The 17,149-nt window shown below is 64.2% G+C and carries 16 protein-coding genes; 11 read left to right on the plus strand and 5 right to left on the minus strand.

Annotated features, from left to right (window positions below):
* The 4 genes from SJH88_RS15280 to SJH88_RS15295 all read left to right on the plus strand — a co-directional run.
* Positions 1-1,646: Ig-like domain-containing protein (locus tag SJH88_RS15280; protein ID WP_274754981.1), on the plus strand; the 1,646-nt coding region annotated here is incomplete at its 5' end.
* 178 nt (positions 1,647-1,824) lie between these two features.
* Positions 1,825-3,285 carry a metalloprotease TldD gene (gene tldD, locus SJH88_RS15285; protein ID WP_274754982.1) on the plus strand — a complete coding sequence of 487 codons (1,461 nt, stop codon included), beginning with the start codon at positions 1,825-1,827 and terminating at the stop codon, positions 3,283-3,285.
* A gap of 323 nt (positions 3,286-3,608) precedes the next feature.
* Complete coding sequence (locus SJH88_RS15290) at positions 3,609-4,769, plus strand: 3-deoxy-7-phosphoheptulonate synthase (protein WP_274754983.1); 1,161 nt, start codon at positions 3,609-3,611, stop codon at positions 4,767-4,769.
* A gap of 214 nt (positions 4,770-4,983) precedes the next feature.
* Positions 4,984-5,295 carry a hypothetical protein gene (locus SJH88_RS15295; protein WP_274754984.1) on the plus strand — a complete coding sequence of 104 codons (312 nt, stop codon included), beginning with the start codon at positions 4,984-4,986 and terminating at the stop codon, positions 5,293-5,295.
* A 103-nt stretch (positions 5,296-5,398) separates the two neighbouring features.
* Here SJH88_RS15295 and mpl read toward each other — a convergent pair whose 3' ends face one another.
* On the minus strand, positions 5,399-6,799 hold the full coding sequence (gene mpl / locus SJH88_RS15300) for a UDP-N-acetylmuramate:L-alanyl-gamma-D-glutamyl-meso-diaminopimelate ligase (protein ID WP_274754985.1): 1,401 nt from the start codon (positions 6,797-6,799) through the stop codon (positions 5,399-5,401).
* A 420-nt stretch (positions 6,800-7,219) separates the two neighbouring features.
* On the opposite strand from mpl, the gene SJH88_RS15305 reads away from it, so the two are divergent.
* The 7 genes from SJH88_RS15305 (at position 7,220) to SJH88_RS15335 (ending at position 13,626) form a co-directional block, all read left to right on the plus strand.
* Positions 7,220-7,819, plus strand: coding sequence for a hypothetical protein (locus SJH88_RS15305; RefSeq protein WP_274754986.1), 600 nt, complete (start codon positions 7,220-7,222; stop codon positions 7,817-7,819).
* Positions 7,816-8,370: a TlpA family protein disulfide reductase gene (locus SJH88_RS15310; RefSeq protein ID WP_274754987.1), complete on the plus strand. Its 555-nt coding sequence runs from the start codon at positions 7,816-7,818 to the stop codon at positions 8,368-8,370. Before SJH88_RS15305 ends, SJH88_RS15310 begins: the two co-directional genes overlap by 4 nt.
* A 134-nt stretch (positions 8,371-8,504) precedes the next feature.
* Positions 8,505-8,966 (plus strand): acetyl-CoA carboxylase biotin carboxyl carrier protein, encoded by a 462-nt coding sequence (gene accB / locus SJH88_RS15315; protein WP_042411374.1) that lies wholly within the window; start codon positions 8,505-8,507, stop codon positions 8,964-8,966.
* A gap of 81 nt (positions 8,967-9,047) precedes the next feature.
* The gene (accC, locus tag SJH88_RS15320) at positions 9,048-10,406 is read left to right on the plus strand and encodes an acetyl-CoA carboxylase biotin carboxylase subunit (RefSeq protein WP_274754988.1); all 1,359 of its coding nucleotides are present in this window, start codon (positions 9,048-9,050) and stop codon (positions 10,404-10,406) included.
* A gap of 85 nt (positions 10,407-10,491) precedes the next feature.
* On the plus strand, positions 10,492-11,379 hold the full coding sequence (prmA, locus tag SJH88_RS15325; protein ID WP_274754989.1) for a 50S ribosomal protein L11 methyltransferase: 888 nt from the start codon (positions 10,492-10,494) through the stop codon (positions 11,377-11,379).
* A 93-nt stretch (positions 11,380-11,472) separates the two neighbouring features.
* On the plus strand, positions 11,473-12,687 hold the full coding sequence (locus tag SJH88_RS15330; protein ID WP_274754990.1) for a zinc-ribbon and DUF3426 domain-containing protein: 1,215 nt from the start codon (positions 11,473-11,475) through the stop codon (positions 12,685-12,687).
* A 30-nt stretch (positions 12,688-12,717) separates the two neighbouring features.
* Positions 12,718-13,626, plus strand: a complete 909-nt coding sequence (locus SJH88_RS15335; RefSeq protein ID WP_274754991.1) for a carbohydrate kinase family protein — start codon at positions 12,718-12,720, stop codon at positions 13,624-13,626.
* A gap of 70 nt (positions 13,627-13,696) precedes the next feature.
* Here SJH88_RS15335 and queF read toward each other — a convergent pair whose 3' ends face one another.
* The 4 genes from queF to SJH88_RS15355 form a co-directional block, all read right to left on the minus strand.
* Positions 13,697-14,545 carry an NADPH-dependent 7-cyano-7-deazaguanine reductase QueF gene (gene queF, locus SJH88_RS15340; RefSeq protein WP_274754992.1) on the minus strand — a complete coding sequence of 283 codons (849 nt, stop codon included), beginning with the start codon at positions 14,543-14,545 and terminating at the stop codon, positions 13,697-13,699.
* Positions 14,546-14,614: 69 nt separating this feature from the next.
* Complete coding sequence (locus tag SJH88_RS15345; protein WP_270151677.1) at positions 14,615-15,475, minus strand: 2OG-Fe(II) oxygenase; 861 nt, start codon at positions 15,473-15,475, stop codon at positions 14,615-14,617.
* A 54-nt stretch (positions 15,476-15,529) separates the two neighbouring features.
* Entirely contained in the window at positions 15,530-16,306 is a 777-nt protein-coding gene (gene yaaA, locus SJH88_RS15350; protein WP_274754993.1) for a peroxide stress protein YaaA, read from the minus strand.
* A 78-nt stretch (positions 16,307-16,384) separates the two neighbouring features.
* On the minus strand, positions 16,385-17,095 hold the full coding sequence (locus SJH88_RS15355) for a hypothetical protein (protein ID WP_274754994.1): 711 nt from the start codon (positions 17,093-17,095) through the stop codon (positions 16,385-16,387).
* Positions 17,096-17,149 lie beyond the last annotated feature (54 nt).

Genomic DNA, 17,149 nt, shown 5'->3' on the forward strand with positions numbered 1-17,149 from the left:
GTGCGGCACACGTGAACGCCGGCAACAAGTTGCCAGCGGTGGATCTGACCGTGACCGACAAGGGCGGCCTGACGGGCGACGACGCGGACACGCCAGCGGTGACCCTGGTCAACGATGCGCCTGAAGTGACTGATTACAACCATGACATCAAAGAAGATGGCAAGGCTGCTGGGCAGGTAAAGGGGAGCGATACCGATGGAGACTCGCTGACCTATGCCCAGGGCCGTGCGCCTGCGCACGGGACTGTGACAGTGGATGCGGACGGCAAATACACCTATACGCCGCACAAGGATTTCAGTGGTGCGGACAGCTTCACCGTGATCGTCAGCGATGGCAAGGGCGGAACGGCGACCAGTACCGTGAACATTGGCGTCACCCCTGTGGCCGACACACCACTGGTGAGCGTGACTGTTCAGAGCACTCCCGAGATCGTGCACGGCTCCATCAACCGCGACAACGCGGGAGATACGGGACGTGGTTACACCATCACTGCGAATGGCGCGAATGGCAAGACGGCGACACTGAGCAATGTGCCGACGGCTGGTGCAGGCGGCAAGGTTAGTGGTTTTGGTGTGGCCGGTTCAGCCAGCGGTGATGACAAGGAGCTGGGCTACAAGGAAACGCTGACGGTCAAGTTCGACCAGGGCGTGACCAATGTGCAAGTCAAGATGTCCTGGCTGGCATCGGGCGAGACAGCGCACTACGTGCTGTACGACGTGAATGGCAAAAAGATTGGTGAAGGCGACATCAAGGGTAAGACCGATGTGATTGATGACGCTGTGACCTTGACGGGGAATCTTTACAACCACGCGATTGGCAGCATCGTCTTCAGCGCGCAGGGTAGTAATGACGACTACCTCATTCACGAGATCACCTATGACGTGGCGCAAACGGCGCACAAGCTGGACATCGTGGTGCTGCCGCAGGACGTGGATTATTCCGAGTCTGTGAGCAAGGTGGTGGTGGAGGTCTCTGCGGGTGCCAGCCTCAATGTGGGTAAGCACTTGGGAGGCGGCCTCTATGAGCTGCCACTGGACCACCCAGTGGGCTATCAGGTGGTGGTGGATCCCGTCACCGGTCAGGTCACGATCACGGGCGTGCAGGTGATTCCAGGCAAGGGAGCCACCGGTGATGTGACCGTCAAGGTCCATGCCACCGTGGAGGATGGCACCAACTCTGAGGCCACCGGCACCGACTCGGCCACTTTTGATGCCTCTGCCCAGCCGGATGTGCATGAGCAGCATGCCACCCTTGGGAATGACTCCTTGCTGGGGTCATCCGGCGATGACGTGTTCATCTGGCAGTGGGCGGACAGAGGTACGATCAAAAATCCAGGCAATGATACCGTTCAAAACTTTGGCAAGCAGGGGAATGACAAACTGGATTTGAGCGATTTGCTGCAGGGCGAGGAGAAAACTGAAGATCTGTCGCAGTTCTTGCACTTCGATAAACAGGGTGGGAACACCGTGGTGAAGATTTCCAGCTCTGGCGACTTGAAGATGACCGGGGGTGACACCGTGAAGAACTACGATCAGCTCATTACTCTTGAAGGTGTGGATCTTGTGGGGAGCGCCCATGGTGACCAGAACAAACTGATCCATAATCTGATCCAGCAGGGCAAGCTGCTGATTGACGGCCACAATTGAGTTGTGCGGCGCGCTTTGCATCCCTGATGCAAAAGTGTGCCAATCAGTGAGTGAGCTAACTCTGCAGGGCGGGCTCCGTTGAATGGCGGTGTCCGCCCTTGCTTTTGTGCTGTCCTGGCCATGGGCGTGGCATGCCGTCGCCCGGCGGGGGCATGGCAGCCTGCCTACAATGGCAACCATGATCTCTCGCGAACCCACCATCGAGCGCCTGGCCACGGCCCGGCAACTGTTGCTAGAGCCTTTCGGCCTGGATGAAACCCACCTGTCGCGTGCGCTGGCGGAAATCCGCGCTCACCAGGTGGACGATGCAGATCTGTACTTCCAGTACACCCGCGCCGAGGGGTGGAGTCTGGAGGAAGGTATCGTCAAGACCGGCTCCTTCTCCATCGACCAGGGTGTCGGGGTGCGCGCCGTCAGTGGCGAGAAGACCGCGTTTGCCTATTCCGACGACATTTCGCTGGCCTCCTTGCTGGATGCAGCCCATGCCGTGCGTGCCATTTCCGGCAACCACCAGGAGCGCAAGGTGCGCATTCCCAAGGCCAAGGTGGCGCCTTCGCGCAGCTTGTATCCCGGCCTTGACCCCATCGCCACGATGGACAGCACCGAGAAGGTGGCCCTGCTGGGCAAGGTGGAAACCCTGGCCCGCGGCAAGGATCCGCGCATCGTGCAGGTGATGGCCGGCCTGGCCAGTGAGTACGACGTGGTGATGGTGGCGCGTGCGGATGGCACGCTGGCCGCCGATGTGCGTCCCCTGGTGCGCCTGTCGGTGACCGTGATTGCAGAGCAGAGCGGGCGCCGTGAAGTGGGCTCTTCCGGTGGCGGTGGCCGATTTGGCCTGGCCTATTTCAGCGATGCACAGATTGCCGAGTATGTGAACGAAGCGGTCGATCAGGCTTTGGTCAATCTGGAATCCCGCCCCGCACCCGCCGGCGAGATGACCGTGGTGCTGGGCCCCGGCTGGCCCGGTGTGCTGTTGCACGAAGCCGTGGGCCATGGTCTGGAAGGCGATTTCAACCGCAAGGGCTCCAGCGCCTTCAGCGGCCGCATCGGCCAGCGCGTGGCGGCCAAGGGCGTGACGATTCTGGACGACGGCACGCTGGCAGATCGCCGTGGCTCGTTGAACGTGGACGACGAAGGCTGCCCCTCGCAGGCGAATGTCTTGATCGAGGATGGCATTTTGAAGGGCTATATCCAGGATGCGTTGAATGCGCGCCTGATGGGCGTCAAGCCCACCGGCAATGGTCGTCGCGAAAGCTATGCCCACCTGCCCATGCCACGCATGACCAACACCTACATGCTGGGTGGTGACAGGGATCCACAGGAAATCATCGCTTCCATCAAGAAGGGCTTGTACGCCACCAACTTTGGCGGCGGTCAGGTGGACATCACCAGCGGCAAGTTCGTGTTCTCGGCCAGCCAAGCCTACTGGGTAGAGAACGGCAAGATCCAGTATCCCGTCAAGGGGGCCACGCTGGTCGGTAACGGTCCCGAGTGCATGAAGAAGGTCAGCCTGATCGGCAATGACATGCGTCTGGACAGCGGCGTGGGTACCTGTGGCAAGGAAGGCCAGAGCGTGCCCGTGGGGGTGGGGCAACCGACCATGCGCATCGATGGGTTGACCGTGGGTGGTACGGCTTAATTTGAAATTGTTTGCAGTATTCCTGCGCTGATTGAGGGAAAGGCTGATTTGTTTCGATGAATCAGCCTTCTTTGTAGGTGTTTTTGGTTTTTTCCTGAATGGTGTGTGCTGCGCTGTGTTGCAGTGCACGATTCCTGGTGTTAAAGTCTTTCGCCATGCAAGTACGTAGCGCTTTCTATTTTTACTTTTGGTTCTCGGTCCCAGGCGGATGAGAGGCAAGCGCTCGCACACACGAACACCCTCCAAAAAACCGCCGAAGCTGAAAAGCCCGGCGGTTTTTTTCACCCATGTATTCCAACACTCCACAGGACCACGAGGCAGACATGAACGCTCACAACACCTCCACCGGCGACGCTTGGTATCGCAGCTCTGTACAAAAGACTGGCCAGACTGACGACGAACGTATCAAGGACATTACCGTGTTGCCCCCTCCCGAGCACCTCATCCGCTTCTTCCCTATCCAAGGCACACCCGTGGAGTCGCTGGTCAGCAACACGCGCCGCGCCATCCGCAACATCATGCATGGGCGCAACGACGACCGGCTGCTGGTGATCGTGGGGCCTTGCTCCATCCACGACCCAGCGGCTGCGCTGGATTACGCCCGCCGTCTGGCCGATGTGCGCGAGCAGTACAAGGACACGCTGGAAGTCGTGATGCGCGTGTACTTCGAAAAGCCCCGCACCACCGTCGGCTGGAAGGGATTGATCAACGACCCCTACCTGGATGGCAGCTACCGCATCGACGAGGGCCTGCGCATTGCCCGCCAGCTGCTGATCGACATCAACCGCCTGGGTGTGCCGGCGGCCAGCGAATTCCTGGACGTGATCTCGCCCCAGTACATCGGTGACCTGATCAGCTGGGGTGCCATCGGTGCGCGCACCACCGAAAGCCAGATCCACCGCGAACTGGCTTCCGGTATCTCGGCGCCCATTGGCTTCAAGAACGGCACCGACGGCAACATCCGCATCGCTACCGACGCCATCCAGTCCGCCAGCCATGGCCACCACTTCCTGTCCGTGCACAAGAACGGCCAGGTCGCCATCGTCCACACCGCCGGCAACCAGGATTGCCACGTCATCCTGCGCGGCGGCAAGACGCCGAATTACGACGCTGCCAGCGTGCAGGCGGCCTGTACCGACCTGGGCAAGGCCGGCCTGCCCGCCAGCCTGATGGTGGACTGCAGCCATGCCAACAGCCTGAAGCAGCACGAGCGCCAGAAGGACGTGGTGGCCGACATTGCGGCGCAGATGGAAGCTGGCTCGCGCAGCATCTTCGGTGTCATGCTGGAAAGCCACCTGGTCGCAGGGGCGCAGAAGTTCACCCCCGGCAAGGACGAGGTCTGTGGCCTGCACTATGGCCAGAGCATCACCGATGCCTGCATCGGCTGGAACGATACGCTGGAAGTGTTGGATCGTCTGTCGGGGGCGGTGCAAAAGCGCCGCGGCGTGGTGCAGCCCCAGGCCGCCGCTGCCCTTGCGGCCTGAGCATGCAGGGCCTGCACGGCAGGCCCGATGTGCGGAAGATCTGTGGGGATTGTCTTTGCAGTGACTTTTGCCGCAAACGCTTGCTGGTATTGTGTAGGTAGCTCTTGTTTTCTACATGTTTTCGTGGTGTCCAGTGGGCATCCCTGGTTCACGTCCCGGGGCGTTCGGGGCCCGCTGCAGTGCCACGGAACACCGCTTTTCGGAAAGGCTCCCCATGATCAGTGAAGTCATTGTGCAACTCAGCGCCGACCAGCAGTTCCGTGCCGATGTGGACCGCCTGGCACCCATGGGTAACGAAGAGGCACGCCGTTGGCTGGACGAGCAGTTCATCGCCCTGGATTGCGAGCCCCTGCGCCCCAGTGGCAAGGTGCTGCTGGTCGACAAGGTGCTGGTGGTTGCGCGCGAGGCCGGTGCCCGCCGTCTGGGGGATGAGGCCTGGTTCCAGACCTATGCGCGCGCTGCCCATGCCGTGCTGGCGCGCCCGATGATCAAGGTCGACGTGGCTGCGATGACCGTGACCTATTGAGTCGCTGCCACCCGTCCGCTGCGGCTGCAGCGCGCCGGGCCGCCACAAAAAAACCGACTGGGAACAGTCGGTTTTTTGTTGTCCCGGTGCCAGGTATGTGCGGTCAGGTTGCGAGGTGCGCTTGCAGCGCCTCCAGCAGCTTGCCGTGCACACCGCCAAAGCCGCCATTGCTCATGCAGACGATGTGGTCGCCAGGGCGCACCTGGGCCAGCACCTGCTGCACCAGGGTGTCGATGTTGTCGGTGGTGAAGGCGGCATCGCCCAGCGGCTCCAGCGCTTCGGCGGCATTCCAGTCCAGACCGGCGGTGTGGCAAAAGGCCAGATCGGCCTCCTTGAGCGACCAGGGCAACTGGGCCTTCATGGTGCCCAGTTTCATGGTGTTGCTGCGCGGCTCGAACACGGCCAGGATGCGCTGCTGCTGGCCGATGCGTTGGCGCAGGCCGTCTAGCGTGGTGCGGATGGCCGTGGGGTGGTGGGCAAAATCGTCGTAGACGGTGACGCCGCGCACGCTGCCGCGCAGTTCCATGCGGCGCTTGACGTTGTGAAAGCGCCCCAGGGCCTCGGCAGCCACGGCTGGAGAGACACCGACGTGCTCGGCTGCGGCGATGGCGGCCAGCGCGTTGAGCTGGTTGTGCTCACCGCTCAGCTCCCATTCCACACGGCCGACCTTGCGGCCTTGCTGCAGCACATCGAAGGCATGGTGGGCGCCTTCGGCGGTGAAGTCGCTGACCGCCGCGCCAAAGCTGCGCTGGGTGCTCCAGCAGCCCTGGTGCAGCACGCGGGCCAGGGCTTCCTCCAGCCCGTTCCAGACCACGCGGCCTGAAGCGGGCACGGTGCGCACCAGGTGGTGGAACTGGCGCTCGATGGCGGCCAGGTCCGGGAAGATGTCGGCGTGGTCGAACTCCAGGTTGTTCAACACCGCCGTGCGGGGGCGGTAGTGCACAAACTTGCTGCGCTTGTCGAAGAAGGCCGTGTCGTACTCGTCGGCCTCGATCACGAACAGGGGGCGTTCTTGGGCGGTGGCCAGCTGACCCAGCCGGGCCGAGACGCCGAAGTTCAGCGGCACGCCGCCGACCAGAAAGCCCGGGGTCAGGCCGGCACATTCCAGGATCCAGGCCAGCATGGAGGTGGTCGTGGTCTTGCCGTGCGTGCCGGCCACGGCCAGCACATGGCGGCCTTGCAGCACATGCTCGCTCAGCCATTGCGGGCCGCTGGTATAGGGCAGGCCCTGGTCCAGGATGGCTTCCATCAGCGGGAACTTGGGACTGCCATCGGCCAGGTGGGCGCGGCTGACCACGTTGCCGACCACGAACATGTCGGGCTGCAGGGCCAGCTGTTCGGTGCCAAAGCCTTCGATCAGCTCAATGCCCAGGGCGCGCAGCTGGTCGCTCATGGGCGGGTACACGCTCGCGTCGCAGCCGGTCACGGTGTGGCCCGCTTCGCGTGCCAGCGCGGCGACGCCACCCATGAACGTGCCGCAAATGCCCAAGATATGAATATGCATGGTCTAGGATTCTAGGGCGTGTTCATGCTTGTCCTGCCATCGGCAGGGGCAGGCGGCCTCGGTGGCGTTCCCTGGTGGCTTCGCCCGCCTCGCTGGCTGTCTGGTGGCAGCCGGTGCAAGCAGCGGTAACAGCCGCAATCCATGGAAACAGTAGCGGTCTGCGCAGCATCAGCAAGCACTTCAGATAGATATGGGCAGCAAATGCGCGTTCTATCAGCGCAAACAGCTCTTGTTTTAGAGAGCATGCAGGCACAGTCCGGTGCAGGGTGGCTGGGCAGCGGGCGGTCATGGGGGCGCCAGGGATGGGGGGCCATCGGGCAGAGGCGGGCTTTAACCCCTGGGCGCGGCGGGCTGTCTGCCACCCGGGTGGCCGCAGGCTTCCCATAATCGGGGCTTTGATGGTTGACCAGAGAACACGGCATGTATTCATCTTCCGCCCTGCACGAGATCGCCCAGACTGCCGCCCGCATGGTGGTGGAAGAAGGGCTGGAATGGGGGCCCGCCAAACGCCGCGCCGCCAAGCAGTTGGGGTTGCCGCCGCGCACCCCCTTGCCGGACAACGATGCGCTGGAAGCCGCCGTGCGCGAATACATCGAGATTTTTTGTGCCGACACCCAGCCGCAGGAGCTGCGGGCCCTGCGCGAGCTGGCCCTGGTGTGGATGGACCGGCTGCAGGAGTTCCGCCCTCACCTGGCCGGTGCCGTGTGGCGCGGCACGGCCACGCGCAACTCCGACATCTATATCCAGCTGTTTTGTGACGACTCCAAGTCTGCCGAGATTGCGCTGATCAACAACAACGTCCAGTACGACGTGACCCAGGTTGCAGGCTTCCATGGCGATGCGGTGGATGCGCTGAGCATCAGCAGCCTGTGCAAGCCGCTGAACGAAGTGGTGGGCGTGCACCTGATGGTGTACGACTATGACGACCTGCGTGGGGCCCGCCGCAACGATGCACAAGGGCGCAGCCAGCGTGGCGATGCCGAGGCCGTGCGCCAGCTTCTGGCCGAGGAGGCGGTATGAGCGCGCACCCGCCCATGTCTGTGGCGCGGCGGCGCTGGCTGGCCGGTGGGGTGGCGCTGACCGCGGCCGCAGGCGGCGCCTGGCTGGCCTGGGAGCAAACCCGCAGCACCACCAGCAACGACGCTGCGCTAGAGGCATTCTGGCAATTGCAGCTGCAGCAGCCCGAGGGGGGCGTCCTGGCCCTGGCCTCGCTGCGCGGCCAGCCCCTGCTGGTGAATTTCTGGGCCACCTGGTGCCCCCCTTGTGTGCGCGAGCTGCCCTTGATCAACCAGTTTGCCCAGGGCCAGGCCGCGCGGGGGATGCATGCCGTGCGTGTGCTGGGCATTGCCGTGGACCAGGCGGCCGCGGTGAACAAATGGCTGGCGCGCCAGCCTCTGAGCTTTCCCGTGGCCCTGGCCGGTGCCGGCGGGGTCACGCTGACACGCAGCCTGGGTAATATCAATGGCGGCTTGCCGTTCACCATCTTGTTGGACGGCAAGGGTCATGTGCAAGCGCGTAAAATCGGCGAACTTTCAGAAAAAGAACTGAAGCAATGGGCCGCTTTCAGCTAGTGCCCGCGGCCATCCAGCCGGGTTTTATCAAAAAAACCTCAATGGCGATGGCGAAAAATATCTAACAAAGCGCGCAGAAGGGCGGATTTAGGGTAAATTCGCGCCCTTATTTAGTTTTAGCCGTTGGAGCTTCCATGGATCTGCGTAAACTCAAGACCCTCATCGACTTGGTGTCCGAATCGAATGTTTCGGAACTGGAAATTACCGAGGCAGAGGGCAAAGTCCGCATCGTCAAGAGCGGTGGCAACGTGGTGCAGCAGTTCGTTGCCGCGCCCATGCAAGCCGCCCCCGTGCAAGCCGCCGCCCCTGTTGCCGCTGCCCCTGCTGCTGCCGAAGCACCTGCCGCTCCTGCGGCCGTGGCTGGCCACCAGGTCAAGTCCCCCATGGTGGGTACCTTCTACCGTGCTTCCAGCCCTGGCGCCAAAGCGTTCGTGGAAGTCGGCGCCCAGGTCAAGGAAGGCGAGACCCTGTGCATCATCGAAGCCATGAAGATCCTCAACGAGATCGAGGCTGACAAGTCGGGTACCGTGACCCGCATCCTGGTCGACAATGGCCAAGCCGTGGAATACGGACAACCGCTGTTCGTGATCGAGTGAGGTCTGTTGCAGTCCCACCCTGTGGGGCTGACCAGATTCCACGATTCGCCCCGCGAGGGGCGGTGAACAACGAGGACTTCCATGTTTAAGAAAATTTTGGTTGCCAACCGGGGTGAGATTGCCCTGCGCATCCAGCGCGCTTGCCGCGAGATGGGCATCAAGGCCGTGATGGTCTACTCCGAGGCCGACCGCGACGCGAAATACGTCAAGCTGGCCGACGAAGCGGTGTGCATTGGCCCTGCCGCATCGCCCCTGAGCTACCTCAACATGCCGGCCATCATCTCGGCCGCCGAGGTGACGGATGCCGAAGCCATCCACCCCGGCTATGGCTTCCTGAGCGAAAACGCCGACTTTGCCGAACGTGTCGAGCAAAGCGGTTTCCAGTTCATCGGCCCCACTGCCGATTCCATCCGCATCATGGGCGACAAGGTGTCGGCCAAGCAGGCGATGATCAAGGCCGGCGTGCCTTGCGTGCCCGGTTCGGACGGCGAGCTGCCCGATGACCCCGGTCAGATCAAGCGCATTGCCAAGGCGATCGGTTATCCCGTGATCATCAAGGCCGCCGGTGGCGGTGGTGGCCGTGGCATGCGCGTGGTGCACACCGAGGCCGCCCTGGTCAATGCCGTGCAGATGACCAAGGCCGAAGCCGGTGCCGCCTTCGGCAATCCTGCGGTGTACATGGAGAAGTTCCTCCAGAATCCCCGTCACGTGGAAATTCAGGTGCTGGCTGACCAGCACAAGAATGCCGTGTACCTGGGTGAGCGCGATTGCTCCATGCAGCGTCGTCACCAGAAGGTGATTGAAGAAGCGCCTGCGCCTGGCATTCCTCGCCGTCTGGTGGAGAAGGTGGGCGAGCGCTGCGTGACCGCCTGCAAGAAGATCGGCTACCGTGGTGCAGGTACGTTCGAGTTCCTTTATGAAAATGGGGAGTTCTATTTCATCGAAATGAATACCCGCGTGCAGGTGGAACACCCCGTGACCGAGCTGATCTCGGGCGTGGACATCGTGCGCACCCAGATCATGGTGGCCGCTGGCGAAAAGTTGCCTTTCACCCAGCGTGAAATCAACAACCGAATGCGTGGCCATGCGATCGAGTGCCGTATCAACGCGGAAGATCCGTACAACTTCATGCCCTCGCCCGGCCGTGTGACCATGTGGCACATGCCGGGTGGTCCTGGCGTGCGTGTGGACTCCCACGTGTACAACAACTACTTCGTGCCACCGAACTACGACTCCATGATCGGCAAGCTGATCGTCTACGGTGACACCCGTGAGCAGGCCCTGGCCCGCATGCGTACCGCTTTGTCGGAAGTTGTGGTCGAAGGCATCAAGACGAATGTGCCCCTGCACCAGGACTTGATGGTGGATGCCGCATTCGCCGAAGGTGGCACGAATATTCACTATCTGGAACACTGGCTGGAGCAGCGCAAAAAGCGCTAATTCCCAGTCATTGATGACCAGTCATGCTGGCCCCTGGCGACGGGGGTCAGCATTTCGTTTTTATAAAGCTTGAAGGAGCTGCCTCATGTTTGAGCTCAGCCTGATGTGCCCCGAAGAACGGGTCGAAGATGTGAGCGACGCGCTCGATGCCCTGGATGCCTTGAGCGTTTCGGTCGAAGACATGGATGCGCAAACCGAGTCCGAGCAGCCCCTGTTCGGCGAACCCGGCATGCCGGCCCCCAAGGAAGGCTGGAACCGCAGCCGCATCGTGGCCCTGTTCCCGACCGAGGACTCGGCCCAGCAGGCCCAGGTGCTGCTGCAGTTGCAGGACTTCTTTGCCGGCTGCCAGGTGCTGGGCATCCAGGAAGTCGAGCAGCAGGACTGGGTGCGCCTGACGCAGTCTCAGTTCCAGCCCGTCGACATCACCCCCGAATTCTGGATCGTGCCCACCTGGCACGAACTGCCGCCAGCCGCCAAGGTCAGCATCCGCCTGGACCCCGGCCTGGCCTTCGGCACCGGCACCCACCCCACGACCCGCATGTGCCTGCGCTGGATTGCACGCCAGCCCCAAGGCTCGTTGGGCCGCACGCTGGACTATGGCTGCGGCTCCGGCATTTTGGCGATCGGTGCGGCCAAGTTCGGCGCACAGGACATCGATGCGGTCGACATCGACCAGGATGCCGTGGTGTCGTGCGAGCTGAATGCCCAGGCCAATGAGGTCACGCTCAAGGCTGGTCTGCCGGACAAAGCCCAGGGCAGCTACCAGACCGTGCTGGCCAACATCCTGGCCACGCCGCTGAAGGTCCTGGCCCCCCTGCTGTGCGCGCATGTGCAGCCCGGCGGCCATCTGGTGCTGGCCGGCATCCTGGAGCGCCAGGCCGACGAGCTGAAGGAAGCCTACGCGCCGTACCTGCAGCTGGAGGTGGCCGACAGCGAGGACGGCTGGATCCTGATGACCGCGCACCGCGCCTGAACCTGGCCGCGTGCCCTGGCGCGTGGCTGATTAACATCGGACATCTTCTGCCTGCCAGGGGGCGTGTGCCCCAGCTTCTACAATCCACGCGCGATGAGCCTGATTACCTGCTGTCCTTCTTGCGGCACCAAATTCCGTGTGGTGACCGATCAACTGCGCATCTCCGATGGCTGGGTGCGCTGTGGTCGTTGTCAGGAAGTGTTCGATGCGGCCCAGGCCCTGGAAGAGGCACCCCCGGCGGCGCCTGCGCCCATGCCTGCTGCGCCTGAGGTGCTGGCGCCTGTGGCCGTGGCGGTCACCCGGCCAGAGCCAGAGCCAGAGCCAGAGCCAGTCTCCCTGCCTGCTGTGCCACTGGCTGCCGTGCCTGTGGAACTGTCCACGCTGGCGCCGCGCGCCGAGCCCTTGGCGGCGGGCTATGAACTGCCCGCGCCGGTGGATCCGGACAGCGAGCTGGCCCCGGAAGCCTGGCTGGACCAGCCGATGGCGGCAGTCCATGATGCGCCAGTGTGGCGTGCTGGTGCTGCCGGTGCTACATCACCGCGCGAGCCCGTCTGGGAGGAGGCCGCCCCTTGGGAGCCGCAGCAGGCCTTGCCTGCCGAGGAAGCCCAGGCAGCGGCGTGGCAGCAGGCGCTGCAGACTCCACCCCAAACGCAGTCCGAACCCGAGCCGCTGCCCCCGATGGTCACGGAGCTTGGGGCCCAGGAGGTCGTGGCACCAGAACCGTCACTGCACGCACCCGCGGCCCCTGAGGCCCTGCAGGTCGAAGAAACCGACGATCTCGAAACCGAGGCCCTGCCCAGCTTTGTCAAGGAAGCCCAGCGCAAGGCCTGGTGGAACCAGCCCGGCGTGCGTTTTGCCATGGGCATGCTGGTGATCCTGCTGCCGCTGGCCCTGCTGCTGCAGATCGCCGTGCACGAGCGCAACACCCTGGTCGCCTGGAAACCCCAGTGGCGCCCTTTTTTCCAGACCATGTGCATCGCGCTGCGCTGTGAACTGGCGCCGCGCCAGCACATTGCGGCCGTGGTGCTGACCGGCTCCTCGTTCCGCCAGGATGCGCAACCCCATCGCTACCGTCTGGAGCTGAGCATCCAGAACCAGGCGACCACCTCGGTGGCCACACCGGCGGTGGAATTGACGCTGACCGATGCCCAGGACCAGGTGCTGGTGCGCAAGGTGCTGCTGCCCAGCGACATCGGCGCGCCGGTCGAGTTGGCCGCCCAGACCGAATGGGAGGGCAGCCTGTCGGTGGTCACCCAAGGGCTGCACCTGGCCGTGTCCGGCTACCGGGTGCTGGCCTTCTATCCCTGATTTCTTTTTCTCCTCACGAAAGTTTTGACCATGGCTGCACTGATTTGCGGTTCCCTCGCCTTTGACACCATCATGAGTTTTGAGGGCAAGTTTGCCAATCAGATCTTGCCGGAGCAGTTGCACATCCTGAACGTGTCGTTCCTGGTGCCTTCGCTGCGCCGCGATTTTGGCGGCTGCGCCGGCAACATTGCCTACAGCCTGAAGCTGCTGGGCGGCCAGCCGCTGCCCATGGCCACCGTGGGCGAGGATGGCGCCAGCTACCTGGTCCGCATGCGCGCCCTGGGCATCGAGACGCGCCATGTGCGGCAGCTGGACGACACCTACACCGCCCAGGCCATGATCATGACCGACAGCGACAACAACCAGATCACGGCCTTCCACCCCGGTGCCATGACCGAGGCCCATGTCAACGTCATCGACGGCAGCGAAGGCGCCGCCGTGGGCATCGTCTCGCCCGATGGTCGCGACGCCATGCAGCAGCACGCCGCGCAGTTCCAGGCCGCGGGCATTCCGTTTGTGTTCGATCCCGGCCAGGGCCTGCCCATGTTCAATGGCCAGGAGCTGCTGACCTTTGTCGAACAGGCCAGCTGGATTGCCGTGAACGACTACGAGGCCAAAATGCTGTGCGATCGCACCGGTCTGGACCTGGCGGCGCTGAGCCACAAGGTCCAGGGCCTGGTGGTGACCCTGGGCGCCCAGGGCTGCGAAGTCTGGGAGCAGGGCGTGAAGACCCTGGTGGCGCCGGTGGCGCCCACCGAGGTGGTCGACCCCACCGGCTGCGGCGATGCCTGGCGCGGTGCCCTGTTGTTCGGTCTGGAGCAGGGCTGGTCCCTGGCACGCTGCGCAGCGCTGGGCAACCGCGTGGGGGCACTGAAGGTGGCGTCCAAGGGACCGCAGAACTATGTGCTGGATTTCGATCCCGCTACTTTTGCTGCCTGAGGCCATGCCGGCCCGTGTCCATGAAAAAAGGAACCTTTGGGTTCCTTTTTTTCATAGCTGTCTGCGTAGGCTACTGGCGGGCTGTGCGCACATTTGGCGGCAAAGCCATGGGGTGGCTGGTGCGCAGCGGGTTGATGTCCAGACCGCCACGGCGCGTATAGCGCGCATAGACGCTGAGCTTCATAGGCTGGCACTGGCGCGTGATGTCCATGAAGATGCGTTCCACACATTGTTCGTGGAATTCGTTGTGGTTGCGAAAGCTCACGATGTAGCGCAGCAGGCTTTCCTGGTCGATGGCCGCGCCGGTGTAGCTGATCTGCACGCTGCCCCAGTCGGGCTGGCCGGTGACCAGGCAATTGCTCTTGAGCAAGTGGCTGACCAGGGTCTCGGTCACGGGCGGGTTGTCGTGGTCGGCCTTGAGCAGGTCGGGGCGCGGCGTGTAGTCGCTGCATTCGATGTCCAGGCGGTCCAGGTTCAGGCCCTGCAGCTCCTGCACCTTCTGCAGCTCGAAGGCATCCTGGGCGATGACGCGCACGCTGGCCGACGACTGGCGCACGGCGGCGCCGCGCCACAGGGCCTCGTTGACGTCCTCGCGCAGGCGCTCCTGCACGGCCTCCAGGCTGTCGAAGCGGCTGTTGTTGAAGCTGTTGAGGTACAGCTTGAACGACTTGCTCTCGATGATGTGCGGGGTCTCGCAGGGGATGGTGAAGTGCGCCAGCGCCACCTGGGGCTTGCCACGGGCATTCAGCCACGACAGCTCGAACGCGGTCCACAGGTCGGCGCCGAAGAAGGGCAGGGCCCCGGAGATGCCGATTTCCTCGCGCTTGCCGCTGCGCGGAATGGGAAACAGCAGGCTGGGGTCGTACTGGTCGGCATAGGCAGAGGCCTTGCCCAGTTGCGATTGTTCAGGTGTATTCATAGATATTCATAGCTGCCTGCGCAGGCTGGGTGCGCGCTGGCGGGCGATTGGGGGGCAAACTTCGACGGATCAGGCAAAGGCCTGCTCGCGCAGCCATTTGGTGGCGATCCATTTTTCGCCCTGCAGCACCGGGTCGCCGGCGTGCAGGGTCAGGCTCTGGGCTTCGGGGCGAGGGTAGCGGAAGAACACCGCCTGCCCCGGGCGTGGGTGAATGCGCAGCTGGCTTTCAGGGAAATAGGTGCAGCCGCCGGCGCTCACTGCGTTCAGGTAGATCACCAGGGTCGCGACGCGCTGCCCGCCACGGCGCAGCACCGGCGCACTACCCGGGTCCTGCGGGTTGAAGTAGTCGTGGTGCGGCTTGTACTGGGCGCCGGGCCGGTAGTTCAGCACCTGCAGGCCTTCGCCGCGCTCCACCGGCCACTGCAGCAGGTGGGCGATGCGGGCCTCCAGGGCGCGCACCGTCGGGGTCTGGCCGCGCTGGAAGAACATGCCATCGCTGGTGCGGTCGGGGTTGATCTCTTCGCCGCCGGCCTCTTTGGCCACGGTCCTGGAGCGGGCCATCGCCGGGCGGGCTTCGGCAATCAGCTGGGCGCATTCCTCGGGGCTCAGCAACTGGTCCAGCAGCACCAGGCGCGGGCGCTGCATGGACAGCAGCACCTGGACGTGGCGGTCACCGGCATCCAGCGCGTTGCAGCCGTCCTGCAGGCGCAGATCCGGCATCTCCACGGATGCACCTGGTGCGGCAGCCGTCGGACGCAGCAGCAGGTCGGTGGCGGCCTGGGCAATCGGGGCGGCCCAGCCCGCGGTGACCAGGCTGTGCTGCAGTGCGGCCGGGCTGTGGCCGGCGGCCAGTTGGGTCTGCACCCATTGCAGCAGGGCGGGGGTGCTGCCGGGGACCTGGGCCGACAACTGTTCCAAAGACTGGGGCACGGCAATCTCCTTGTCGTGGGCGCGTCCTCAGGGTGGGCGGGGTCGCCTGCGGGCTCAGGCGGGGTTGCGCCGGAAGACCAGGCGGTCGGGGGACGAGACCTCTGGGGCGTAAGCGTAGCCCTTTTCGTCAAACTGCATCAACTGCTCGGGCCGGGTCAGCCGGTGCTGGATGGCGTAGCGCGCCATCAGCCCGCGGGCATGCTTGGCATGGAAGCTGATGATCTTGTACTTGCCGCCCTTGTAGTCCTCGAACACGCACTCCACCACGCGGGCCTGGAGGTGCTTCAGATCGACGGACTTGAAGTATTCCTGCGATGCCAGATTGACCACCACCGGCTGTGCGCTGCGGGCCTGGCGTTCGTTGAGCAGCTGGGCGATGCGTGTCCCCCAGAACTGGTAGAGGTTGCTGCCGTGGTCCGTGGCCAGGCGTGTGCCCATTTCCAGGCGGTAGGGCTGCATCCAGTCCAGCGGGCGCAGGGCGCCGTACAGGCCGCTGAGCATCAGCACGTGGTTCTGCGCCCAGGCGATGTCGTCGGAGCTCAGGGAATAGGCATCCAGCCCCTCGTACACGTCACCGTTGAAGGCAAACAGCGCCTGGCGCGCGTTGTCGGGCGTGAACTCTGGCTGCCAGGCGGCGTAGCGCGCCGTGTTCAATTGGGCCAGCTTGTCGCTGATCGACATCAGCGCCGCCACGTCCTGCGGTGGCAGCTGGCGCAAGCGGGCAATGAGATCGGCGGATTGCGCAATGAAGGGGGGCAGGGTGTGGGGCAGTCCGGCAGGCAGCGGACGTTCGTAATCCAGGGATTTGGCGGGCGAGAGCAACAACAGCATGGGCACGGTCGGTAGGGCGGCAACAGCGGGCGTCAATAAAGCACCGGGGGCCCTAGGCCCCCGGTAGCTGTCAGCGTTTTAGGCTGTGGTGCTGGTCTGCTCAAACGGCAGGACCATGTCGCTCAGGTCCTTGCGGGTTTCGACCAGGACCAGCGGGCCTTCGTCGATCACCACCACGGGGGGGCGTTCGCGCGGGATGCGCACGGGTTGTGGTTCCGCGGCAATCGCGGCCTGCACGGCGGCCACCTTGTCGGCGTCCGAGTTGACCCATTCCAGGCCCACATCGCGTGCCAGCTGCACCAGGTCACCCACTGGCAGGGCATAGGCCTGCACACGGGGCATGGCGGCTGCAGCGGCCGGGGCGGCGGGTGCCACAGCAGGGGCTGCGGGGGCCGCTGCCACTTCGGCCACAACCGCTGGGGCGGGTGCTGCGGCGACAGGGGCGGCTTCGACCGGTGCAGCCACGGCGGTGTCTGCGGCGGCCGGGGTGGCCTCTTCGGCGGCTGTCACCTGGCTGAAGTAGCTGCGGCGCGGCGTGCTGTCCACCACGGTCTCGGCGTCGGCGTCCACGGCGGCAGGGGCCACCACGGCAGCGTCTTCCTCGCCGTTCACGGTGTCCTCGTCACGGGGCGCACCGTTGCGGTCGCGGCCGTTGCGGCGATCGCGGCCGTAGCGGTCACGCGAGCGGCGGCCATTGCGGGGCGCGTCCTCGGCGCTGGTCGCGCTGGGGTCCTGGCCTTCCACGGCCTGGAGATCCCCGGTCACGTCTTGCACGTTGGTGTCGACCACGGGGCAGGGCCGGTGCGTCCGCCCTGGCGGCGGTCACGGCGCTCGCCGCGCTCG

The organism is Comamonas sp. GCA5, assembly GCF_036541385.1.
GTDB lineage: Bacteria > Pseudomonadota > Gammaproteobacteria > Burkholderiales > Burkholderiaceae_C > Comamonas > Comamonas aquatica.